Annotated in this window: 22 protein-coding genes; 7 read left to right on the forward strand and 15 right to left on the reverse strand. The window is 65.6% G+C overall.

The annotated features are described in order from the left end of the window. Positions 1-9: 9 nt before the first annotated feature. A complete protein-coding gene (gene ypfJ / locus AC3ANW_RS17095; protein ID WP_488342041.1) occupies positions 10-897 on the reverse strand; it encodes a KPN_02809 family neutral zinc metallopeptidase in 888 nt (295 codons plus the stop codon). Positions 898-1,069: 172 nt separating this feature from the next. On the opposite strand from ypfJ, the gene AC3ANW_RS17100 reads away from it, so the two are divergent. After that, positions 1,070-2,728, forward strand: a complete 1,659-nt coding sequence (locus AC3ANW_RS17100) for a diguanylate cyclase (protein WP_488342042.1) — start codon at positions 1,070-1,072, stop codon at positions 2,726-2,728. Between the two features lie 3 nt (positions 2,729-2,731). Here AC3ANW_RS17100 and AC3ANW_RS17105 read toward each other — a convergent pair whose 3' ends face one another. The 4 genes from AC3ANW_RS17105 to AC3ANW_RS17120 form a co-directional block, all read right to left on the reverse strand. Further along, entirely contained in the window at positions 2,732-3,031 is a 300-nt protein-coding gene (locus AC3ANW_RS17105; RefSeq protein WP_488342043.1) for a hypothetical protein, read from the reverse strand. Positions 3,032-3,159: 128 nt separating this feature from the next. After that, positions 3,160-3,726: a dCTP deaminase gene (dcd, locus tag AC3ANW_RS17110; RefSeq protein WP_488342044.1), complete on the reverse strand. Its 567-nt coding sequence runs from the start codon at positions 3,724-3,726 to the stop codon at positions 3,160-3,162. A 58-nt stretch (positions 3,727-3,784) separates the two neighbouring features. Further along, the gene (gene guaD / locus AC3ANW_RS17115; protein ID WP_488342045.1) at positions 3,785-5,068 is read right to left on the reverse strand and encodes a guanine deaminase; all 1,284 of its coding nucleotides are present in this window, start codon (positions 5,066-5,068) and stop codon (positions 3,785-3,787) included. A gap of 64 nt (positions 5,069-5,132) precedes the next feature. Continuing rightward, positions 5,133-5,762 carry an FMN-dependent NADH-azoreductase gene (locus tag AC3ANW_RS17120; RefSeq protein WP_488342046.1) on the reverse strand — a complete coding sequence of 210 codons (630 nt, stop codon included), beginning with the start codon at positions 5,760-5,762 and terminating at the stop codon, positions 5,133-5,135. A gap of 125 nt (positions 5,763-5,887) precedes the next feature. Between AC3ANW_RS17120 and AC3ANW_RS17125 the strand changes: the two genes are divergently transcribed. Beyond that, entirely contained in the window at positions 5,888-6,811 is a 924-nt protein-coding gene (locus AC3ANW_RS17125) for a LysR substrate-binding domain-containing protein (protein WP_488342047.1), read from the forward strand. A 9-nt stretch (positions 6,812-6,820) separates the two neighbouring features. On the opposite strand, the gene AC3ANW_RS17130 is transcribed toward AC3ANW_RS17125, so the two are convergent. The 8 genes from AC3ANW_RS17130 to AC3ANW_RS17165 form a co-directional block, all read right to left on the reverse strand. Further along, positions 6,821-7,879 (reverse strand): adenosine deaminase, encoded by a 1,059-nt coding sequence (locus AC3ANW_RS17130; RefSeq protein WP_488342048.1) that lies wholly within the window; start codon positions 7,877-7,879, stop codon positions 6,821-6,823. 59 nt (positions 7,880-7,938) lie between these two features. Further along, positions 7,939-8,721, reverse strand: a complete 783-nt coding sequence (locus tag AC3ANW_RS17135) for an SDR family oxidoreductase (RefSeq protein WP_488342049.1) — start codon at positions 8,719-8,721, stop codon at positions 7,939-7,941. 73 nt (positions 8,722-8,794) lie between these two features. Next, positions 8,795-9,730 carry a DMT family transporter gene (locus AC3ANW_RS17140; protein WP_488342050.1) on the reverse strand — a complete coding sequence of 312 codons (936 nt, stop codon included), beginning with the start codon at positions 9,728-9,730 and terminating at the stop codon, positions 8,795-8,797. Positions 9,731-9,845: 115 nt separating this feature from the next. Continuing rightward, complete coding sequence (locus tag AC3ANW_RS17145) at positions 9,846-11,357, reverse strand: tripartite tricarboxylate transporter permease (protein WP_488342051.1); 1,512 nt, start codon at positions 11,355-11,357, stop codon at positions 9,846-9,848. 19 nt (positions 11,358-11,376) lie between these two features. Further along, the gene (locus AC3ANW_RS17150; RefSeq protein ID WP_488342052.1) at positions 11,377-11,865 is read right to left on the reverse strand and encodes a tripartite tricarboxylate transporter TctB family protein; all 489 of its coding nucleotides are present in this window, start codon (positions 11,863-11,865) and stop codon (positions 11,377-11,379) included. A 131-nt stretch (positions 11,866-11,996) separates the two neighbouring features. Further along, entirely contained in the window at positions 11,997-13,793 is a 1,797-nt protein-coding gene (tfpB, locus tag AC3ANW_RS17155) for a type IV pilus assembly ATPase TfpB (RefSeq protein WP_488342053.1), read from the reverse strand. Between the two features lie 4 nt (positions 13,794-13,797). Further along, on the reverse strand, positions 13,798-14,583 hold the full coding sequence (locus AC3ANW_RS17160) for a class I SAM-dependent methyltransferase (protein ID WP_488342054.1): 786 nt from the start codon (positions 14,581-14,583) through the stop codon (positions 13,798-13,800). Beyond that, positions 14,580-15,452: a TatD family hydrolase gene (locus tag AC3ANW_RS17165; protein ID WP_488342055.1), complete on the reverse strand. Its 873-nt coding sequence runs from the start codon at positions 15,450-15,452 to the stop codon at positions 14,580-14,582. The genes AC3ANW_RS17160 and AC3ANW_RS17165 overlap by 4 nt, the downstream gene beginning before the upstream one ends. A 130-nt stretch (positions 15,453-15,582) precedes the next feature. On the opposite strand from AC3ANW_RS17165, the gene AC3ANW_RS17170 reads away from it, so the two are divergent. The 4 genes from AC3ANW_RS17170 to AC3ANW_RS17185 all read left to right on the forward strand — a co-directional run bounded on the left by AC3ANW_RS17170 (position 15,583) and on the right by AC3ANW_RS17185 (position 19,656). Continuing rightward, a complete protein-coding gene (locus AC3ANW_RS17170; protein ID WP_488342056.1) occupies positions 15,583-16,554 on the forward strand; it encodes a S1C family serine protease in 972 nt (323 codons plus the stop codon). Between the two features lie 25 nt (positions 16,555-16,579). After that, positions 16,580-17,587: an AAA family ATPase gene (locus tag AC3ANW_RS17175; RefSeq protein ID WP_488342057.1), complete on the forward strand. Its 1,008-nt coding sequence runs from the start codon at positions 16,580-16,582 to the stop codon at positions 17,585-17,587. Continuing rightward, positions 17,562-18,488, forward strand: a complete 927-nt coding sequence (locus tag AC3ANW_RS17180) for a DUF58 domain-containing protein (protein ID WP_488342058.1) — start codon at positions 17,562-17,564, stop codon at positions 18,486-18,488. Before AC3ANW_RS17175 ends, AC3ANW_RS17180 begins: the two co-directional genes overlap by 26 nt. Positions 18,489-18,558: 70 nt before the next feature. Beyond that, positions 18,559-19,656, forward strand: coding sequence for a VWA domain-containing protein (locus AC3ANW_RS17185; protein ID WP_488345451.1), 1,098 nt, complete (start codon positions 18,559-18,561; stop codon positions 19,654-19,656). 6 nt (positions 19,657-19,662) lie between these two features. On the opposite strand, the gene AC3ANW_RS17190 is transcribed toward AC3ANW_RS17185, so the two are convergent. Further along, positions 19,663-20,457, reverse strand: a complete 795-nt coding sequence (locus AC3ANW_RS17190) for a hypothetical protein (protein ID WP_488342059.1) — start codon at positions 20,455-20,457, stop codon at positions 19,663-19,665. Positions 20,458-20,638: 181 nt separating this feature from the next. On the opposite strand from AC3ANW_RS17190, the gene AC3ANW_RS17195 reads away from it, so the two are divergent. Further along, complete coding sequence (locus tag AC3ANW_RS17195; protein ID WP_488342060.1) at positions 20,639-21,571, forward strand: GGDEF domain-containing protein; 933 nt, start codon at positions 20,639-20,641, stop codon at positions 21,569-21,571. Between the two features lie 31 nt (positions 21,572-21,602). On the opposite strand, the gene AC3ANW_RS17200 is transcribed toward AC3ANW_RS17195, so the two are convergent. Then, positions 21,603-22,742 (reverse strand): HupE/UreJ family protein, encoded by a 1,140-nt coding sequence (locus AC3ANW_RS17200; RefSeq protein ID WP_488342061.1) that lies wholly within the window; start codon positions 22,740-22,742, stop codon positions 21,603-21,605. Positions 22,743-22,751 lie beyond the last annotated feature (9 nt).

The raw sequence follows: 22,751 nt of genomic DNA on the forward strand, positions 1-22,751 counted from the left end.
GGCGAAGCGTCATAAATTGCGGGCTGCGAAGGTGTCGCAACCCTTTACGGTGCCGTTGTCGTAGCCCTGGCCGAACCATTTCTGCCGCTGTGCGCTGGTGCCGTGGGTAAAGCTGTCGGGCACCACCTGGCGGCCGGCGGAACGCTGCAATGCGTCATCGCCGATCTTCTGCGCGGCGTTCATGGCGGACGCGATGTCGCTCGGGTCCAGCCACTGCTTGGACTCCTGCGAGTGGTGCGCCCACACACCGGCGAAACAGTCAGCCTGAAGCTCGACCCGCACACTCATGGCGTTCTGCTGTGACTGGCTCAGCCGCCCCCGCATGCCGTCGACCTTGCCGGTGATGCCGAGTTCGTCCTGTACATGGTGGCCGACCTCATGGGCGATCACGTAGGCCTGGGCGAATTCGCCCGGTGCGCCGAGGCGGTCGCGCAAGGTGTCATAGAAACTGAGGTCAATGTAGACCTTCTTGTCGCCGGGGCAATAAAACGGTCCCATGGCAGATTCGCCGGTGCCGCATGCGGTGGGATACGAGCCCCGGAACAGCACCAGCCGCGTCGGCTGGTACTGCCCGCCGGCCTGCTTGAAGATGTCGCTCCAAACCACTTCGGTATTGCGCAGCACGGTCGACACGAAAGCTGCCTCGCGGTCGTTCGACGGGGGTTTCTGCGCCGGGCCCTGCTGCTGCTGCACGACCGGTGCGCCGCCGCCGCCGCTGAGCATGTTCAGCATGGTCAGCGGATTGATGCCGAATATCCAGCCGGCTACCAGCGCCACGGCCACCGTGCCCAGGCCGATGCTGCGTCCGCCAAAGCCGAAGCCGCCGCCTCCTCCCCCGCCACTTTCGTTGCGCCGGTCTTCGACGTTGTCCGACTGTTCGTTGCCTTCCCAGCGCATATTTCCCTCTTTTCGGCTCTCGGCCCGTTGTGATCGCGCATCGTGCGCCAACCAGTGCAAAGTTTTCCGCCAGTGGACACGTGCTTAACGACGTAGCATTGGTGCTGTTGCCTTTGCTTGCAAATGTTAAGTCGTGAATCTTCGCTTCTCAGAACGCAGTCTTGCGACGCAGATGGCCTTGGTATTCGGGGTGCTGACCACGCTGCTCGCCTTGCTGCTCAGTTTCTCATTCGGGGAAATGCTGCGTGGCCGCATCCGTACGGATGCGGGCGCTGCTCTGCGTGTGGTGGCCAATACCGCCGCCAAACAGCTGAACGCCCAACTCCAGGTCCGCATCGAACAGGCGTCGGTCCTGGCGCGTGCGCCGGGCTTGTGGGAACGCGGCATCGACACGCCCGCAGTGGCCCAACTCCTGCAGCGCATGCAGTCGGTCTCCCCCGAAAACCAGTGGATCGGCGTTGCCGACCTCGGTGGCGTGGTGCGCAATGCCACCGGCGGCCTGCTGCTCGGCAAATCGGTGGCGGAGCGTGACTGGTTCATCAACGGCCAGCACGGTTCGTATGTCGGTGATGTGCATCCGGCGAAACTGCTGGAGTCGCTGTTGCCGCGCCCGGACGGCGATGAGCCGCTGCGCTTCGTCGACTTCGCTGCGCCGGTCAACGTCAACGGCCGGGTGGTCGGCGTGCTGGGCGTGCATGCCAGCTGGGATTGGGCCGACCAGGTCATCAGCCTGGTGCTGCCGGCCGAAACGCAGGCCGCCGGCCTGCAGGTCTTCATCTTCAATCGCGCCGGCGAATTGATCTACGCGCCAGGCCACCAGACGCAACAACTGCGCGACAACGGTTTTGCGGGTCCCAATGCGCCACTGGACGACGAAGGACTTTTCACCGGCGTGCTGCCCTGGGCCGACGGCAGCGACTACCTGACATCGGTGGCGCCGGTGCCTGCGGCCAACAAGGTCACCGACCTCGGCTGGCGGGTCGTGGTGCGGCAGCCGATCACCCTGGCGTATTCGCTCGTGCGGGATGCGACATCCGCCGTGCTGATGATCGGAGCGGTGGCTGCCGTCGTGGCCTCGCTGCTGGCCTATCGCGCCGCACGCCGCCTGAGCCGCCACCTGCACGGCATCGCGCAGGCTGCACGGCGGGTCGAAGCCGGTGCACCGGGTGCCGGCATGCCGGTTTTCGGAGGAAGTTCAGAGGTCACAGCGCTGTCTTCCGCACTACGCAACATGACGGTGCAGCTGATGGCATCCAACAGCCGCATGGAGCAGCAGGTGCGTGTGCGCACCCGCGAACTGCTGGCGGCCAATACAGCGCTCGACCGCCAGGCCCGCAGCGACCCGCTTACCGGAGTACTGAATCGCCGCGGTCTGGAAGAACGTCTTCGACTGGCCGTGGCGACCGCCCGGCGCAGCCATCGCCCGCTGGCCGTGGCCATGCTCGATGCGGACTATTTCAAGCGGGTCAACGACAAGTTCGGCCACGAAATCGGAGATGCCGTGTTACGCAGGCTGGCCGACACCCTGAAGACCCGCCTGCGCACATCGGATGCCGTGGCCCGGCTCGGTGGGGAGGAGTTCATCGCAGTGCTGCCCGACACGGACCTGGCTGGTGCGCTGGCCCTGGCGGAATCCTTGAGGGCGGCCGTCGAGGCCCATGTCGATCCGCTCTACGGCAGCATCACCGTCAGCATCGGTGTCGCGGTGGAACTCGGCTCTGAGACAGATGGCGCTTCGCTGCTGCGTTGCGCCGACGAAGCGCTTTATCGCGCGAAAGCCGAAGGACGCAACCGCGTCTGCGCTGCCGAGGCATCCGCGCAGGACGCCTGAGACTCAGCGAAGGGCGATGGTTTCAGCCGCGCCGTCGTACGAGCGCGAAACGATCACCGGCGAGACGGTCACCGACGACTGGCGGCAGGCAGCGTAGGCCTCGACCCCTGAAACACCCAGGCAGCGCGCCTGTTCCATGCGCACCTGGCGGGCACCGGCTTCCCGTTGCTGGGCCCTGTCGACCTGCGATTGGGCCAGCCAGCCGACGGCACCCAGTTGCAAGGCGATCAACACGGCCCCGACGCCGCCCACCATGATGGCGAGGGGTGCATCGACGACCTTGAAATAAGACTTGATGGACATGGCGGCCTCTTTTTTTGAACTGCCGCCATCCTATAAATGTAACAAGCGTTAATACCCTGCCGAGACGCCCGGCAGCGCGTAGGACAAGCGCGCATGAGTCCCGCTGCCGAATGGAAACCAGCTGAAAGTCAGGTGCGGGGCAGGGTCACGCCGTGCTGGCCCTGATACTTGCCGCCGCGGTCTTTGTAACTGACGTCGCAAACTTCGTCGCTTTCGAAGAACAGCACCTGGGCACAGCCTTCACCGGCATAGATCTTGGCCGGCAAGGGCGTCGTGTTGCTGAATTCCAGCGTCACGTAGCCTTCCCATTCGGGCTCGAAAGGGGTGACGTTGACGATGATTCCGCAGCGGGCGTAGGTGCTTTTGCCCAGGCAGATGGTCAGCACGTTGCGGGGAATGCGGAAGTACTCCACGGTGCGCGCCAGGGCGAAGCTGTTCGGCGGAATGATGCAGTAGTCGCCGTGCATGTCGACGAAGCTCTTCTCATCGAAATTCTTCGGGTCGACCACCGTGCTGTGGATGTTGGTGAACACCTTGAATTCTGGTGCGCAGCGGATGTCGTAGCCATAGCTGCTGGTGCCGTAGCTGATGATCTTGCGACCGTCCTGTTCGCGGATCTGGCCGGGCTCGAAGGGTTCGATCATTCCGGTCTGTTCGGCCATGCGGCGGATCCACTTGTCGCTCTTGATACTCATAAAAGGTGCTCCCTGGCTGGAGGCGCATTCTAGAAGCAAGGGCGAGGGCGCCCCGCCCTCAGCCGGCCTGCGAGATGACCGTGCGTTCGATCAGCCGGTCATCGCCCAGCACGATCATGGCGAACAGCAGTTCGTCCAGGTTCTGTGCGGCGCGTGTCTTGCGTGCCAGCAGCGGCGTGGCTTCCGGATTGAGGATCACGAAATCGGCCTCGCAACCCGCTTGCAGGTTGCCGACCACACCTTCCAGGTCCAGGGCCGCCGCACCGCCGGCCGTGTGCTGCCACCACAACGCCTGCGGCGCCAGGGTGAGGCCCGGTTTGGTCTGGCCTTCGCGCCCCACGTAATAGGCCGCCAGCATGGTGTGAAAGGGGCTGAAGCTGGTGCCGCCTCCCACGTCGCTGGCCAGGCCGTACCGGAAGCCCGCCCGGTCGGCGCCGACATAGTCGAAGAAACCACTGCCCAGGAAAAGGTTGCTGGTGGGACTGACCGCCGCCGCCGTCTGGCGTTCATGCATCAGTGCACGATCGGCGTCGTCGAAATGGATGCAGTGCGCGTAGATGGCGCGCCGGCGCATCAGGCCGAATTCGTCGTACACCGAGAGGTAGCTGCGCGCTTCCGGGAACAGCTGGCGCACCCACTCGACCTCGCCCAGGTTTTCGGCCACATGCGACTGGATCCACACATCGGGGTATCGGGCGGCGAGCTCTCCTGCCCCGCGCAACTGCTCAGGCGTGCTGGTGGGCGCAAAACGCGGGGTGATGGCGTAACCCAGGCGATCCACGCCGTGCCACTTGCGGATCAGCGTCTCGGTGTCGATCAGGCTCTGCCCGGTTTCGTCACGTACGCCATCGGGCGAGAAACGGTCCTGAAGCACCTTGCCGGTGATCAGCCGCAGCTGGCGTTTCTTCGCCTCTGCAAACAGGGCTTCCACCGAAGCGGGATGCGAGGTCGCGAAAGCCAGCGCGGTGGTCACGCCGTTGCGCAGCAGTTCGTCGATGAACACCGGGGCAAGTTCATCCGCGTGGGCGGGCTCGACGTAGCGGCTTTCGTGCGGGAAAGTGTAGTTTTCGAGCCAGGGCAGCAGGCCCTCGGCGGGCGAACCGATGACGTCGGTCTGGGGAAAGTGGATATGCAGATCGACAAAACCCGGCGCGATGATGCGGCCGGGCAGGTGTTCCACCGGCACTTGCGGATAGTCCGGCGACACGGTGGCGTAGTCACCGACGGCGATCACCTTCTGGCGGCCCCCGGCGTCAGGGCCGACGACCAGAAGGCCGTCCTCTTCGAAGACGGCCTTCCGGCTGGAATCAAAACTGAGAATGCGGGCGCGGTAGGCTTTCATGGGCGACGAGCTTAAGTCAGCTTGACGCCGGCGCCATACCGGCCGGCAGATACGCCTTATTCGATCAGGCGGCCTGACCCACATGACCGAGCGCGGCTGACTGGGCCAGCGCGGCGCCGATGGCTTTTTCGCGGGCTTCCGGGCCCATCGCCACGCCTTCGGCGCGGATGATGGTCACGTCGGTCATACCCAGGAAACCCAGCACTCCGCGCAAGTAGGCTTCCTGGTGGTCCAGGGCGGTTTCGTAGGCGGTGCCGGCGTACATGCCGCCGCGGGTGGACACCACGATGACACGGCGGCCGCCGGCCAGGCCTTCGGGGCCGTTGGCGGTGTAGCGGAAGGTCCGGCCCGCCTGCGCGACGCGGTCGATCCAGGCCTTGAGCTGGGTCGGCACACTGAAGTTGTACATCGGCGCACCGATGACGATGGCTTCTGCGTCGAACAGTTCGGTCACCAGGGTTTCGTTCAGGGCCAGTTGGGCGCTGACGGCTGCATCGACGGTGGGCGTGGTGCCCGGGGCGGGACGCATGGCGCCCAGCAGCGCCCCGTCGAGGTGGGCGATGGGGTCCGCGGCCAGGTCACGGTAGGTCACGGCACCGGAGTTGCCGGCCAGCGCGGCGGCGACGGCAGCGGTGATCTGGCGCGAAACGGAAGCAGCGCCCAGGGGGCTGGAGTCGAGGTGCAGAACTTTCATGTCGGTATCCATCAGGTTGTGAGTCGGCGGCGATTGCCGCGATGACAGGCATCGTATTGGGGGTCGATTAGTGGATAAAGACCTCCCATGGCAAATCATCTTCCTGCTGTTGCAATAATTCCGGCATGGATACCAAAGTGCTGCCCGATCTGAACGACATGGCCTACTTCGCCAAGGTGGTGGAACACGGAGGCTTCAGTGCGGCGGCGCGGGTGCTGGGTGTGCAGACATCCCTGCTCAGCCGGCGGCTTGCTGCGCTGGAGGCACGGCTGGGCGTGCGGCTGCTCCAGCGCAGCACCCGACGCATTGCCGTCACCGATGTCGGCCAGACCTATCTGCAGCACTGCAAGGCGCTGATGGCCGAGGCACAGGCCGCCGAAGCGACGGTGGAAGCCACCCGTGAAACCCCGCGCGGACTGGTGCGGATGTCCTGCCCACCCGGGCTGCTGGAAAACGGCGTGGGGCAGGTGGTGGCGCGTTACCTGGCCGATTGGCCCGAGGTGCGGCTGCAGGTCGAGGCGACCAACCGGCGGGTCGATGTGATCGAGGAAGGATTCGACATCGCGCTGCGGGTTCGACGCCCGCCGCTGGACGATTCAGGCCTGGTGGTCCGGCCGCTTACCACCGGCCGCGCCGTGCTGGTCGGCAGTCCCGATCTCCTCCAGCACTGCGGCCGCCCTAACGGCCCGGACGACCTGGCGCGGGTCCCCAGCATGGGTTTCGGCTGGGTGGCCGGCCGCCACAGCTGGAACCTGGTGGCGCCCGACGGCAGTACCTATGTGCATGCCCACACGCCCCGGCTGACGGTGGACGACTTCAGCACCCTGCGCCAGGCTGCGCTGGACGGTGTGGGCATCGTCAGCCTGCCCGACTACATCGTGCGCGACGCGCTCGACACCGGACAGCTGGAGCAGGTATTGCCGGAATGCACGCTGGGCGAGGGCATCGCCCATGCGGTGTTTCCGACAAGACGCGGCCTCTCGCCGGCGGTGCGGCTCTTGATCGACGCCCTGGTGGACGGTTTCGCCACCCGGGGCATCTTCATCTAGGCATCCGTTTCAGCGGAAGGATTCAAACACCGAGTCCAGCCTGGCGATGTAGCCCCGGCGCGTTTCGTCGGTGATGAAGCTGCCTTCGAACGCGTTCAGGCCGAGCTGATAGGCGTGGCGCGCATCCAGTCCGGTGGCGGCGAAAACCTGCAGGAAGTTGTCGTTCATGTAGCCGCCGAAATAAGCCGGGTCGTCGGAATTGACCGTCGCCACGATACCGGCGTCGAGCAGTTGCCGCAGGTTGTGGTCGGCAAGGTCAGGGAACACGCACAGCTTCTGGTTCGACAGTGGACAGACGGTCAGCGGGATCCGCGCCGCCGCCAGGCGCCGCATCAGCACCGGGTCGTGCACCGACTGCACGCCGTGGTCGATGCGCTCGGCATGCAGCACGTCGAGCGCACTCCAGATATAGGCCGGCGGGCCCTCCTCGCCGGCATGGGCCACGCGGTGCAGGCCCAGTTCGCCGCAGCGTGCGAAGACCCGTGCGAACTTCTCCGGCGGATGGCCGACTTCGCTCGAATCCAGGCCCACGCCGATGATCTTGTCGAGATGGGGCAAGGCCTGCTGCAGCGTGTCGAAGGCGTCCTCTTCGCTCAGGTGGCGCAGGAAACACAGGATCAGTTCGGCATCGATGCCGTAGACCGCCTTGGCGTCGGCACAGGCGCGGTGCAGGCCACCGACCACCGTCGCCATCGGCACGCCCCGGGCAGTGTGGGTCTGCGGGTCGAAGAACAACTCGGCCCGTACCACGTTGTCCGCGGCGGCACGGGCGAAGTAGGCCATCGCCATGTCGTGGAAATCCTGCTCCTGCAGAAGCACGCTGGCACCCGCGTAGTAGATGTCCAGAAAGCTCTGCAGATCCTTGAAGGCATAGGCCTCGCGCAGCGTTTCGACACTGGCATAAGGCAGCGTGACACCGTTGCGCTCGGCCAGCGCGAAGATCAACTCCGGCTCGAGCGAACCCTCGATGTGGACATGAAGTTCGGCCTTGGGCATGGCCCGCAGCAGGTCGGGTAGTCGTTCGGCCGGAATCGCCGGAACGTCGAAGGGGGCGGCGATCGTGGTCATGTCGATATCTGCTGCGGAGCGGAGGTTTTTACCGGGCTGGAAAGATGCGTCGCGGACGTTTAGTAAGTGCCGGCGTAGGCGCCACCGTCGGCCAGCACGTTCTGGCCGGTAATGTAGGCGGCCTGGGTGCTGCACAGGAAGGCGCAGATCTCGCCGAATTCCTTCGGCGTACCCAGGCGGCGTGCCGGGATGGTCTGCTTGCGTTTCTCGGCGATCGTTTCCACGTCGGTGCCGGCTTTCTTGGCGGCACCTTCCATGGTCACGCGGATGCGGTCGGTGTCGAACGAACCCGGCAGCAGGTTGTTGATGGTCACGCCCTGGGCGGCCACGCTGCTGCGGGCCACGCCGGCCACGAAACCGGTCAGGCCGCTGCGGGCGCCGTTCGACAGGCCCAGCACCTCGATGGGCGCCTTCACCGAGCTGGAGGTGATGTTGATGATGCGGCCGAAACCACGGCCGGCCATGCCGTCGATGGTCGCCTTGATCAGTTCGATGGGCGTGATCATGTTGGCGTCGACCGCCTTGATCCAGGCGTCACGGTCCCAGTCGCGGAAATCGCCCGGCGGCGGGCCGCCTGCGTTGGTCACCACGATGTCGTATTCGGCGCGATAGGCGAACACCGCCGCACGGCCTTCCGGGGTGGTGATGTCGGCGGCGATGGCCTTCACTTCGACCGAGGTCTTGCCGCGCAGTTCGGCGGCTGCCTTTTCGAGCAGTTCCGCACCACGCGCAACGATCACCACATTGACGCCTTCGCCCGCCAGCGCAGTCGCGCAGCCGAGGCCGAGGCCCTTGCTGGCGCCACATACCAATGCCCACTTGCCCGTCAAACCCAGGTCCATACCATCTCCGTTGTGTTGTGTAAAAAAACCAAAATCATACGATCGGCGCCAAGCCGCACAGTGGCGCAGGGCTTCAGGCCCGGGCGCGGCCGAAGATGAAGATCCCGGCGATGACCAGCACCGTGCCCGCCGCCAGCCACGCGGTGAAGGGTTCACCCAGCAGCAGCACCCCCAGCAGGATGGTGGAAACCGGACCGACCATGCCGCTCTGCGCGGTCATGGCGGGGCCGATGCGTTCGACCGCCATCATCACCAGCAACACCGGCACCACGGTGCAGGCCGTGGCGTTCAGCACCGACAGCCACAGCACCTGAGGCGCCACGGCCAGCACGCTCGACCATGGCCGAAGCACCGCGAACTGCAGCAGGCAGCAGATGCACGCCACCGTGCTGGCCAGCCCGACCAGCCGCAGCGATCCGAAACGTTTCACCATCTGGCCGCTGTAGATCAGGTACACCGCATAACTGACGGCGCTGGCGAACACCAGGGCCGCGCCCCACCAGGCGGCACTGCCGGCGCCATGCAGTTCGCGTCCGAAGACCAGCACCACACCGGCATAACTCACCGCCATGCCGACCACCTGGCCACGCAGCACCGTGCGGCGGTACAGCAGCCAGCCGAGCAGCAGCACCAGCGTCGGATTGAGGTACAGGATCAGGCGTTCGAGGCTGGCGCTGATGTAGGCCAGCCCGGCGAAGTCCAGGAAACTCGCCAGGTAGTAGCCGGACACGCCCAGGCCGATCACCCCCAGCCAGTCGCGCAACAAAAGTCTTGGCGGCACCGCACCCTTGCGCGGCCGCCCGGCCCACCAGGCCAGCGCCATGAAGAAAGGCAGCGCGAACAGCATGCGCAACATGATCAGCGTGACCGCATCGACCTGGTAGCGGTAGGCCAGCTTGACGATGATGGCCTTGCCGCTGAAGGCGATGGCACCGACGGTGGCCAGCACCAGGCCGGAGGTGCGGGAAACAGGAGCGTTTGCAGGAGAAGCGGACAAGGAAGCGGGCACGAAATCCTTCTTGCGGTCGGTCTGGGTCTGCGCCCATTATCCGGACCCACTGCGCATGGACAAAAAAAAACGGCGCCCGCAGGCGCCGTTTCTGGATGGGAGAGACCCCGCCGAATCAGTCTTCGACGAAAGCTTCTTCGCGCTTGTTCTTCACCGAAGGCAGCAGCACGATGATCAGCAGCAGAACCGCTGCAGCCAGCAGGCCGGCCGAGATGGGACGCTGCACGAACACCGCCCAGCTGCCGCGGGACAGCAACAGCGCACGGCGCAGGTTTTCTTCCATCATCGGGCCCAGGATGAAGCCCAGCAGCAGCGGTGCGGGTTCGCAACCGAGCTTGTGGAAGATGTAGCCGATGATGCCGAACGCACCCACCATCCAGATGTCGAAGGTGTTGTTGTTGGTCGAGTACACACCGATCGCGCAGAACAGGATGATCGACGGGAACAGGTACTTGTAGGGAACCGACAGCAGCTTGATCCACATGCCGATCAGCGGCAGGTTCAGGATGATCAGCATGGCGTTGCCGATCCACATCGAGGCGATCAGGCCCCAGAACAGTTCCGGGTTGCTGGTCATCACCTGCGGGCCGGGCTGGATGTTGTGGATGGTCATCGCACCCACCATCAGCGCCATCACCGCGTTGGGCGGAATGCCCAGCGTCAGCAGCGGGATGAAGGAGGTCTGTGCACCGGCATTGTTGGCCGACTCGGGAGCCGCCACGCCACGGATGTTGCCCTGGCCGAAAGGAACTTCGCCGGGTTGCAGCTTGGTCTTCTTTTCGATGGTGTAGGCAGCGAAAGCAGCCAGCAGCGCGCCGCCGCCGGGCAGGATGCCCAGTGCAGCACCCAGAGCCGTGCCACGCAGGACGGCAGGGATCATGCGCTTGAAGTCTTCCTTGGTGGGCATCAGGCCCGACACCTTGGCGGTGAAGACTTCGCGGTCTTCTTCGGGGTTGGCCAGGTTGGCGATGATTTCGCCGTAGCCGAACACACCCATGGCGATCGCCACGAAGCCGATACCGTCGGTCAGCTCAGGAATGTCGAAAGAGAAACGTGCGACACCCGAGTTCACGTCGGTGCCGACCAGACCCATCAGCAGGCCCAGCACGATCATCGACACGGCCTTGAGCAGCGAGCCCGAAGCCAGCACCACGGCGCCGATCAGGCCCAGGATCATCAGCGAGAAGTATTCGGCGGGGCCGAACTTGAAGGCGACTTCGGTCAGCGGCGGGGCGAAGGCGGCCAGGATGATGGTGCCGACGCAACCTGCGAAGAACGAACCCAGGCCCGCAGCGGCGAGCGCCGGTCCGGCCCTGCCTTTTCGCGCCATCTGGTAGCCGTCGATCACGGTCACCACCGACGACGATTCGCCCGGCAGGTTCACCAGGATGGCGGTGGTGGAACCGCCGTATTGGGCGCCGTAATAGATACCGGCCAGCATGATCAGCGCCGACACGGGGGGCAACGCGTAGGTTGCGGGCAGCAGCATGGCGATGGTCGCCACCGGGCCGATGCCGGGCAGCACGCCGATCAGCGTGCCCAGGATACAGCCGACCAGGCAGTACAGCAGGTTGATCGGCGTGAAGGCGACGCCGAAACCGAGCGAGAGGTGATTAATCAGGTCCATTTTTTATCTCAGTCCCGTGTCAGCCGGTGATGAAGGTGGGCCACACCTGCATCTGGAGCTTCAGCGCCCAGATGAAGGCCACGTAGCTGCCGATGGCCAGCACGGTCGCCAGGATGATGGACGGCACGAGCTTGAACTCGCTGCCGGCCATGCTGCCGATGATGACCAGCACGAAGATGGCGATGATCAGGCCCATCGCCGGCAGGCCGATGCTCGGCAGGCCGCCCAGCAGGATGCCGAACAAGAGGTTGGCCACGATCACGAAGCCCAGCGGCTTCCAGGCCCACTTGCCGATCGGGTCACCGGTTTCGGTCTCGACCACCAGTGCGGTCATCGTCAGGCAGGCGCCCAGGATGGCCATCACGATGCCGAGCATCAGCGGGAAGTAACCGGGGCCCATGCGGGCACCGGAACCGATGGTGTAGTTGGTGGATCCCCAAGCGAACGCGATGCCTACGAACAGGAACATCAGGCCCGAGAAGAAGTCCTTGCGACTCTTTATCTTCACAGCTCTCTCCAAACACAAAAATTTGAGAATGGCGGATTGTGGAGGCGGGAAGGACGTATCCGGATGTGGATTCCACCTACCGGGGACCAAGGGATATCCCGCAAGGGTGGCGGGTTCCCTTATTGAAAAGGCTATTCCAGCGCGTCCAGCGGCGGAGTCGTCGCCAGCACTTCCTGCAGCGTCGTCAGTCCCTCCGCCACCCGGAGCGCCCCGGCCAGCCGCAGCGGCCGCATGCCGTCCGCCACCGCCTGCCGGCGCAGCGCGCCGATCACCGGCTCCTTGTTCACCCGGTCCTTGAAGACTTCACTGACGGTGAGCAATTCGTAAAGCCCCATGCGGCCGCGATAACCCGTCATGCGGCAATCCACGCAGCCCACCGGTTTGTACGGCTGATAAGGGCCGTTGAGTTTCCAGGGCTTGACCGCAGCGGCCAGCGTCTCGCGCGATGCCTCGTCGTCCGGCACCTTGCAGTTCTTGCACAGCGTGCGCACCAGCCGCTGCGCCAGCACGCCGAGCAGCGTGGCGTTCAGCAGATACGGCGGCACGCCGAGTTCCATCAGCCGGGTGACGGCCGAGGGCGCATCGTTGGTGTGCAGGGTGGAAAACACCAGGTGCCCGGTCAGCGCCGCCTGCACCGCCATGTCGGCCGTGGCCAGGTCGCGGATTTCGCCCACCATGATGATGTCCGGGTCCTGCCGCATCATGGCCCGCAGGCCCTCGGCGAAACCAAAATCGAGCTGCGGCTGCACCTGCACCTGGTTGAAGGACGGCTCGATCATCTCGATGGGGTCTTCCACCGTGGTGACGTTGACCTCCTCGGTGGCGACACGCTTCAGGGTCGAATAGAGCGTGGTGGTCTTGCCCGCTCCGGTGGGGCCGGTCACCAGGATGATGCCGTGCGGCCGCCGCACCAGCTCTTCCCAGCGGGTGGCGTCGTGCGGCATGAAGCCCAGCGCATCCAGGTCCTTCACCGCGGTGTCGGGGTCGAAGATGCGCATCACCATCTTTTCGCCGAACGCCGTGGGCAGGGTCGACAGGCGCATTTCGACTTCGTCGCCGCGTGGGTTGCGGGTCTTGATGCGGCCGTCCTGCGGGCGCCGGCGTTCGACGACGTCCATGCGGCCCAGCAGCTTGATGCGCGCGGTCATGGCGCTCAACACGCTGATCGGCATCTGGTAGACCTGGTGCAGCACACCGTCGATGCGGAACCGGATCACGCCCTGCTCCCTGCGCGGCTCCAGGTGGATATCGCTGGCGCGCTGGTCGAAGGCGTATTGCCACAGCCAGTCGACCACCCGCACCACTCCCTGGTCGTTGGCGTCGAGCTGGCGGTTGCTCTTGCCGAGTTCGACCAGTTGTTCGAAGCTGGCCGCGCCGGTGTTGCCGCCCGCCTTCTGCGCCGCCCGCACCGACCTGGCGAGGGCGAAGAATTCGATGGTGAACTTGTGGATGTCCACCGGGTTGGCCACCACCCGGCGCACGCTGCGACGGGCCTGGCGTTCGACTTCCGGAATCCAGTCGGTGATGAAGGGTTCGGCGGTGGCGATCACCACCTCCTGCGCCGTCACCTGCACCGGCAGCACCTTGTGGCGCTCGGCGTAGGCCGCGCTCATGGTGTCGGCCACCTTGCCGACTTCCACCCGCAAAGGGTCGATCCGCAGGTATGGCAGTCCGGCCTTGCCCGCCAGGTATTCGGTGAGCATTTCCAGGTCCATCGGCTTGCCGTCGGACTGCCGAACCACCGACACGTTGGCCAGCCTCAGCAATGCCGCCTGGCTGCTTTCGGCGCGGGCGCAGCGGGCTATCGTGCGTTCGGCCTCTTCGGCGCCGATGATGTCGTCTTCCCGCATCCAGTCGACCATGCGCCGCCAGGTCAGCGGGCCGATGATCGGCAGGGCGTCGGCGGATCGGGGCGCGGGAGTCTTCATGGTTTCAAACGGCGGAAGCCATGGAAGCGATGACGGGTTTGAACACACGCGGCCACTTGGGCGCCGGCAGGCCCCAGCGGGCGTGGATGACCTCGGCCCGGGCCAGCAGCGTGGCGCGGTCGGGCCGGCTGGGCGTGCGCTGGGCCAGCACCACCGTGTTGCCCTCGCGGGTGGGCTTGAAGGCCCACACGGCAGACTCCCCAAAGGCTTCGGAAATTTGTTCCAGGCTGCGCGCATAACTGGCGGCGCGGCCGAACAGGTTGACGGTCATGCAGCCGTCTTCGGTCAGCAGGGCCCGGCAGTCGCGATAGAAATCTGCGCTGTCCAGCACCGGCGCGGCGGCTTCCTCGTCGTACAGGTCGACCTGCAGGGCATCGACCGTTCCGGCCCACTTCGGTTTCTTGATCTCGGCGGCGGCGTCGGCCACGATGACCGAAAGCTTGGCATCGTCGGCCGGCAGCTTGAACCAGCCCCGGCAGGCATGCACCACACCCGGGTTGAGTTCGATGGCGGTGGTCTTCATGCGCAGCTTGCGGCGGCTGAACTTGGTCAGTGCAGCGGCGCCCAGGCCCAGCTGCATGGCGTGGCGGCCCATCACCGACGGAGCCTCCACGAACAGCAGCCAGGCCATCATGCGCTGCACATATTCGAGTTCGATGTCGTCCGGCGCGTCGAGCCACATGGAACCCTGGATCCATATCGAGCCCAGGTGCAGGCTGCGGACATCGCCGTAATCGGAAAACTGCACTTCCGGCAGTGCTGTGGGTGTGCGGCGGGTGGGTCGGCTCATGGGGCGGAAGTGTCGCCTAAAGACGTATCGGCCAAGGTACGCAGGCGCGGCATGGCTTCGTAGGCGTTTTCGGTGGTGGCACGTGCCAGTTCATCCGGGGAAATACCCCGCAGCCCGGCGACCACGGCACCGATGGCCGGGAGTTCCACCGGCGTGTTGCGCCCCTGCGGCGAACCGTCGGCGCGCTGTTCGGCGTCGCGATACAGCCAGTGAGGGGGAATGTCGGGCGAATCGGTCTCCATCACCAGCGCCTGCAGCGGCACGGTTTCGACCACCCGGCGCACCTGGCGGGCGCGGTCGAAGGTGGCGGTGCCGCCCACGCCGAGTTTCAGGCCCAGTCCGATGAAAGTCTCCGCCTGCTGCTGGCTGCCGTTGAAGGCATGGGCGATGCCGCGCCACCGATGGCGGCCGGCGCCGCTGCCGCCGACTTCACGCAGATGCTTCAACACCATGTCGACCGAGCGCCGCACATGCAGCAGCACCGGCAGGTCAAAACGCCGGGCCAGGCGCAACTGTTCGCGGAAGAAGTGCTGCTGGCGGGCGTCGTCCAGTCCGGGCACGAAGTAGTCGAGGCCGATTTCGCCGATGGCGACCAGCCGCGGGTCGTCGCGGCTGATTTGCAGCCGCGCTTCCAGCAGCGCCAGATCGTCGTCGCCCGCCTGACCGGTGAACAGCGGATGGATGCCCAGGGCATATGCATCGCCATGTCGTCGTGCCCAGCCGGTCACCGCGTCGAAATTGCACACGCCGATGGCCGGAACCACACACCAGGCCACACCGGCCCGGCGCGCCGCCTGGCGCATGGCATCGCCGTCGGTGTCGAACTCGGATGCATCGAGATGGCAGTGGGTATCGATCCAGGAACTCATTTGCAGAATGATGCCCGAGCCGCGCCGGACGGCCTGTTGCAACAGGCATTCGGACGCGCATTACCTTACAAATCGTGCTAGGGTGTGGACGACAGCTTCATCCCGAACCCTTTTTCAGGAAACCTTCGGAATGCGCAGGCCAGCCCTCTACAGCAGCCCCCGACGCCCCGCGGAGACTCCACCGCAGATCGATGCTGTGCTGGCGCAGGCTGTATCACCCGAACCGTCCGCCTCGGCCCCGCCCGGCCGGCGAACCATTTCCTCGACTTCCCGAAGTTTCCGAAAGCAACGCTTCTGGCACATCACCCGGCTTAGCCTGACACCCGCGCTGGCCGGTGCGGCGTTGATCGTGGCGCTGGTAGTCGCCTTCCGCCCCGCCGCTCCGGCCGTCACCCAGAAGGATATCGACGCAGCGGTGCGCCACACCCTGGAAAAAGCCGTGCTGCCGTCGGCCGTGGCGCGTGCCGCCGACAAGGTCGCGCCTTCCGTGGTGCGTGTGGTGGCCTACGACAAGAGCGAAAAAATCGGCAAGGGCAAATACAAACCCAAGGAAGAAGGCGAGATCGAGCGCGGCATCGGCACCGGTGTGGTGATCGTCGACAAGGGTGTCATCCTCACCAATCTGCATGTGGTGGCCGGCGCGGACCACATCCGGGTTACCTTCTCCGACGGGCTGGAAAGCGTAGCCAGCGTCATCAGCGTGCAGGCCGAAAACGACCTGGCCGTTCTGCAGGCCCACAAGATTCCCGACGACCTGGCCGCGGCGACGCTCAAGACCACCGCATCGCTGCGGCCGGGCGATGAGGTGGCGGCGATCGGTTTCCCTTTCGGCATCGGGCCTTCGGTGTCGTCGGGCATCGTCTCGGGCCTGAAACGTGGATTTCTGTCGCCTGAAGGCAAACAGCAGCTGTCCAACCTCATCCAGTTCGACGCCGCCGCCAACCCCGGCAATTCGGGCGGCCCGCTGGTCACCATGGACGGCGAAGTCGTCGGCATCGTCACCGCCATCCTGAACCCGACGCAGCACCGCACTTTCCTGGGCATCGGTTTTGCCGTGCCGATTGAGAACGCCGCCTCCGCCGCGGCCATGCCGCCTTTCTGACATCCGACGAGACCACCAGACCCCCATGGACACATCCGCCCGCGACCAGACCGCCACCCTGATGGAGCAGGTGCTCTTCGAAGTCAAACGCATCGTCGTCGGCCAGGACCGATTCCTGGAGCGGGTGATGGTGTCGCTGCTGGCGCAGGGCCACATGCTGGTCGAAGGTGTGCCCGGGCTGGCCAAGACGCTGACCGTGAAGACCCTCGCGCATGCCATCCAGGGCAATTTCAAGCGCATCCAGTTCACGCCCGACCTGGTGCCGGCCGACCTGGTCGGCACCCGCATGTACAGCCAGAAGACGGGCGAGTTCAGCACCGCGCTGGGCCCGGTGTTCTGCAACCTGCTGCTGGCCGATGAAATCAACCGCGCGCCCGCCAAGGTGCAGAGCGCGTTGCTCGAAGTGATGCAGGAACGCCAGGTGACCATCGCCGGCGAAACCCACCGGGTGCCATCGCCCTTCGTGGTGCTGGCCACCCAGAACCCGGTCGAGACCGAAGGCACCTATCCGTTGCCCGAGGCGCAGGTCGACCGTTTCATGATGAAGGTTTTGGTCGACTACCCGAGCGACGAGGAAGAGTTCGTCATCGTGCAGCGCGCCATGCACCCGCCCGCTCCCGCCACGCCGGTCGCCACCACCGCACAGCTGGCCGAATTGCAGGCCGCCTGCCGTCGGGTGTATGTCGACCCGTCGCTGCTGCAATACGCGGTGCGCCTGGTGGCCGCCACCCGCCGCCCGGCCGAACACGGCCTGCCCGACCTGGCGCGGCTGCTGCAGTACGGCGCCAGCCCGCGCGCCACCATCAACCTGGCCGAAGGGTCGCGCGCGCTGGCCATGATGCGCGGCCGCGACTATGCGCTGCCCGAGGACATGGCCGACCTGGTACCGGACGTGTTCCGGCACCGCATGTCGCTGTCGTACGAGGCGTTGTCCGAGGGCGTCACCGCGGACGGGCTGATCGAGAAGCTGATGGCCAAGGTCCCGAAGCCGCCCAAGCCTCTTCAGCATGAATACGAAAAACGCGCAGCCTGAGTCCGCCGCCGCGCTGCTGCGGCGCGTCGAGTGGACTGCCCTGCGCCGCCTCGACGGACTGCTGCAGGGCGGCTTTCCCACGCTGTCGCGCGGTGCCGGGCTGGATCTGGCCGACCTGCGGGAGTACCAGCCGAACGACGACGTGCGCCACATCGACTGGAACGTCACCGCCCGGCTCGACAACCCGCATTTGCGGGTCTTCACCGAAGACCGCGAGATGAGCGCCTGCCTGATCGCCGACGGCAGCGCATCGATGGATTTCGGCTCGACCGCGCGGACCAAACGGGTGCTGCAGACCGAATTCATCGCTTTGATGGCTCGCCTTCTGACCCGCCACGGCAACCGCGTCGGCGGCTTGCTCGGCGGCAGCGGCAATGCCGGCTGGCTACCGGCACGCGGTGGTCGCGCGCAGGTCATGCATTTGCTGCAACAGATGGAAAAACGCCTGCCGCCGGTGGCCGGCGACGAAGGCTTGGCCGGCTGGTTGCAGGCCGCCGGCCGTGGGTTGCGCCGCCGTTCAACCGTGTTCGTGGTGTCCGACTTCATCAGTCCTCCCGGCTGGGAACGGCCTCTGGCACGGCTGGCCGAACGGCACGATGTGATCGCGGTGCGGCTGGTCGATCCACTCGAACAATCGTTGCCCGACGTGGGACTGCTCACCCTGCGTGATGCCGAAACCGGCGAACAGCTGCTGGTGGACACCCACGACCGGATGTTCCGACAGCGTTTCGCCCGCGCCGCGGCCGCCCGCGAGCAGGTGATGCGCGAACGTTTCGCCGTCGCCGGTGCGGACGCGCTGGAGCTCACCACCGCCTGCGACCTGCCCGACGCCATCGCCCGTTTTGCCGACCTGCGCCGCCGCCGCGCCCGTCGCCTGCCGGCGCCGGCGCACGCAGCCTGAAGCCGCCCCAAGCCGCCTGAAGATCCCGATGCCGACCCAGCCGACAACGCCCTCCTCCTTCTCCGGCCTGATGGCATCGTGGCTGAGCCATGTTCGTCGCTGGATCGACGCGCTTCCGACTCCCGACTTCCTGTGGCCGCAATTCCTGTGGCTGCTGCTGTTACTGCCCTTGCTGGTGGCGCTGTACCTATGGATGCTGGGCCGGCGCCGCAAGCTGGCTGTGCAGTACGCCAGCCTGTCGCTGGTGCGCGAGGCGGTGGGCAAGGGGCCGGGCTGGCGCCGTCACCTGCCGCCGCTGCTGATGCTGCTGGCAGTGGCCGCCATGCTGCTGGCCGCTGCCCGGCCGGTGGCCACCATCGCCCTGCCGCTGCAGGAGCAGACCATCATGCTGGCCATCGACGTCTCTGCCAGCATGCGCGCTACCGACGTCCAGCCCAACCGCATGGTGGCGGCGCAACAGGCGGCCAAGTCATTCATCGCCGAACTGCCGCGCCGGGTGCGGGTCGGCATCGTGGCGTTTGCCGGCAGCGCGCAGGTGGCTCAGCTGCCGACGCAGTCGCGTGAAGACCTGGAGAAAGCCATCGACAGTTTTCAGCTGCAGCGCGGCACCGCCACCGGCAACGGTATCGTGATGGCGCTGGCCACCCTGTTTCCCAATTCCGGCATCGAGATGTCCGCGCTGGGCGCCAACCGCCCCAGTACCAACGGCGCCATGTCGCTCGACGAGAGCCGCCAGCCCGCTGCCGCCCCGCCGCGACCGGTGCCGCCAGGCTCCTACGGTTCGGCCGCCATCGTGATGCTGACCGACGGCCAGCGCACCACCGGCGTCGACCCGCTCGAAGCCGCCCAGCTCGCGGCCGACCGCGGCGTGCGTGTCTACACGGTCGGCGTCGGTACCCGCGATGGCGACACCATCGGGTTCGAGGGCTGGTCGATGCGGGTGAAGCTCGATGAAGAAACCCTCAAGGCCATCGCCACCAAGACCCAGGCCGAATATTTCTACGCCGGCACCGCCGCCGACCTGAAGAAAATCTACGACACCCTCAGTTCGCGGCTGACGGTCGAAAAACACGAGACCGAGATTTCGGCACTTTTCGCTTTGGTGGCGGCGGCACTGGCGGTGGCCGCGTCGATGCTGTCCCTGTGGTGGTTCAACCGGGTCGGCTGAAGCGGCTCAGCGGGCGGTCATTTCACTGGCCAGCGCAGCCCATGCCTGCGCACGCTGGCTTTCGCACATGGCTTGCGGCACGAAAACCGATGGCAGCCCACGGCTGATGCGCCAGAAATTGACATAAACCTCCCAATAGGGGCGGTGGTGCACGCCGGTCACCTCCCACGCCATCAGACGCTGCATGTGCTGAAGCGTCCGTTCTTCGTTGCCATGCCAGCGACCGAAATTCAGGGCGTTTTCGTAATAGGCCTGGTCGGGTTGCGAATAACCGATGTCGTGCCCGGAGGCTTTGAATATCTCGGAACGCACCTGCATGTGATTGACCACCGCGACAGCTTCGTTGCGCATCTTGGCCGAGGCGTATTGCACGTCGCTGGCATGGGACCAGACGTCCACCGGCATTTCGAATGCATGGCGGATTTCGTGTGCCAGGTGCTGCATCACCACGGCATCGGGCAAGGCCGTGTTGATGATGATCTGGTGTTTTTCCGGATCGCATAAACATCCCTGCGTCTGGGTCCATTGCACCGTCCAGCCCGCCTGCGACAACTGCGCCAACTGGCTGCGCAGGGTGGGCGACTGCGCGATGAAAGGTCCCAGCCGGGTCCACATTTCCGGCATGTTGCTCGCGGGATAAGAAGGCGCTGCGGCAAAGAAATGGTTGGCCGCCGGCGCCACCGGCACAGCCTGCATCGGCATCGGCAAGGGCATGTGCACCGGGCGCTGGGCGTGAAGCTGCTGGACAGGCGCAGGCCAGTTGCTGCCGTAAACCCAGTTCATGGCATATGGAAAAGACATGGTTGCATTCATCAGTGGAAGAGTGGTCGGCGAACTTAGGCGGCCGGCCCAAGCCTTGCATGGGTGCATCCGAAGCTCGCACCACGGTCCACGAAACCAACACCACCGACACGCGCCCCCCTGATAATCCGCCGCGCCATTCGCACAGTTGCCCCAAACGCCAGAACGTCAGGCCCGTCCCGTGAAAACCATCGAACCCGACAACGACGTCTACCGCACCTTGCTCGAATCGACCAAGGCCATCCCCTGGAAGATCGACTGGGCGACCGCCACCTTCGCCTACGTCGGGCCGCAGATCCAGAAGCTGCTGGGCTGGACACCCGAAAGCTGGATGACGGTAAACGACTGGGCGGCCCGCATGCACCCGGAAGACCGCGAATGGGTGGTCAACTTCTGCATATCGCAATCGCAGTCGGGTGTGGACCACGAAGCCGACTACCGGGCGCTCACCTCCAGCGGCGAATACGTCTGGATCCGCGACGTGGTGCACGTGGTGCGCAACGAGGCCGGCGAAGTGCTGTCGCTGGTGGGTTTCATGTTCGACATCAGCGAACAGAAGAAGACCGAGCAGAAACTTCTGCGTCTGCAAAAACAGCTCGAAGAATTCTCCTTCCGCGACGGCCTGACCGGCGTGGCCAATCGCCGCAAGTTCGACAGCGTTTTCGAACACGAATGGAACCAGGCGCAGCGCCTTTCGCGGCCGCTGTCGCTGGTGCTTTTCGACATCGATTTCTTCAAGCAATACAACGACTGCTACGGCCATGTGCAAGGCGACGAAAGCCTGAAACAGGTGGCTGCGGCGCTGGCCTCCGCGGCACGGGCCGACGAAGACTTCGTGGCACGTTACGGCGGCGAGGAATTCGTGCTGGTGCTGCCGGACACCACCGCCGAAGCGGCCCGTGCGGTGGCCGAACGTTGCCGCCAGGCGGTGGCCGACGCCGCCATCGCGCATGCGGCCTCTCCCGTCGCGCCCCTGCTCACCGTCAGCGTGGGCATCGGCACCCTGGTGCCCACCAGCGACGACAGCCCGCTGGCTTTCATCGACGCGGTGGACCGACAGCTCTACAAGGCCAAGCAGCGTGGCCGCAATCGCCTGGAGATGGATCCGGCCTGAAGCGAACGGGCCGGAAACACCGGGACGGCCGTCACGGTGTCCACGGCAGGATCACCACATTGCCGACCCGTTCCACCAGCCAGATGCCGGCCAGAACGACGGCGATCACCGAACCGCCCTGCAGCACGTATGGCCGGTATCCCGACCAGCGGCGAAGCACGAAAAGCAGCGGCACCGCCACGGCCACCAGCGCCAGCTGCCCGGTCTCGATGCCGAGATTGAACTTGACCAGCGCCCAGGCGAACGCCAGCGGCGGCAGGTTCATTTCCTGCAGCGCGCCGGCAAAACCGAATCCGTGGATCAGGCCGAACAGGAAGGTGACCAGGTAACGCAGGCGGCCGAAGACCGGGCGCAGATTGTCTGCGGCGGCCACGATGATGGTTGCGGCGATCGCCGGTTCGATGAACGCCGATGGCAGGGAAACCAGGCCGAAAGCCGCGAGCGCCAGCGTGATGGAGTGGGCCAGCGTGAACAGCGTCACCACGCCCAGCACCGGCGCCAATGCATCGCGCGCACGGCCGACCGGCACCCAGTGCGCGCCTTCCCGGCGCACCACCGCCGGCAGCAGCAGGCTGAGCAAAAACAGGATGTGGTCGTAGCCGGTGAGGATGTGGTGAATGCCTTCGGCGACGAAAGAGGCCGGCGCGGCGGCCTCCGCGGCGCCGGCCTGCGAATCGACGGTCGACGGGTGCGCCGGGTCGAGCGGCACCACACGGGGTTCGCCGTCGCCCATGTTGACCGTCATCAGTCCGCGATGGGTGGGATCGATGTCGGCGAACAGGGTGTAGCCGATGGCGAAGTCCGGCGTCAGCGGGCAGCCGGCCTCCATCTGCAGCACGACGTAGGCGCCATCGCTGCGACGTTCGAGACCATGTTGCGGCACGGACGGCACACAGCGAGCCGGCCATTGCAGGTGCGGCAGCAGATAGGCGTCGATAGCCGGGAAGGCCTGCCGCACTTCTCCCCAGCGCAAATCGCCGTCGCTGTTCGCATCGATCGGCAGGACCGCGTCGAGGTCACGCAGGGCGATGTCCCAGCGCAGGTGCAGGCGGTCGTCGCCCGTTTTGTCGAACTGCAGATAGGCATCGCTGGCCTTGTGGGCCTGGGCCGCGCCGACCCAGCACAGGCAGGCCAGTAGCAACAGCCGGAGCATCCGTTTCAAGCCGCGCATGGCAGGTGA

It is taken from the genome of Xylophilus sp. PBN-3R (genome assembly GCF_057747805.1).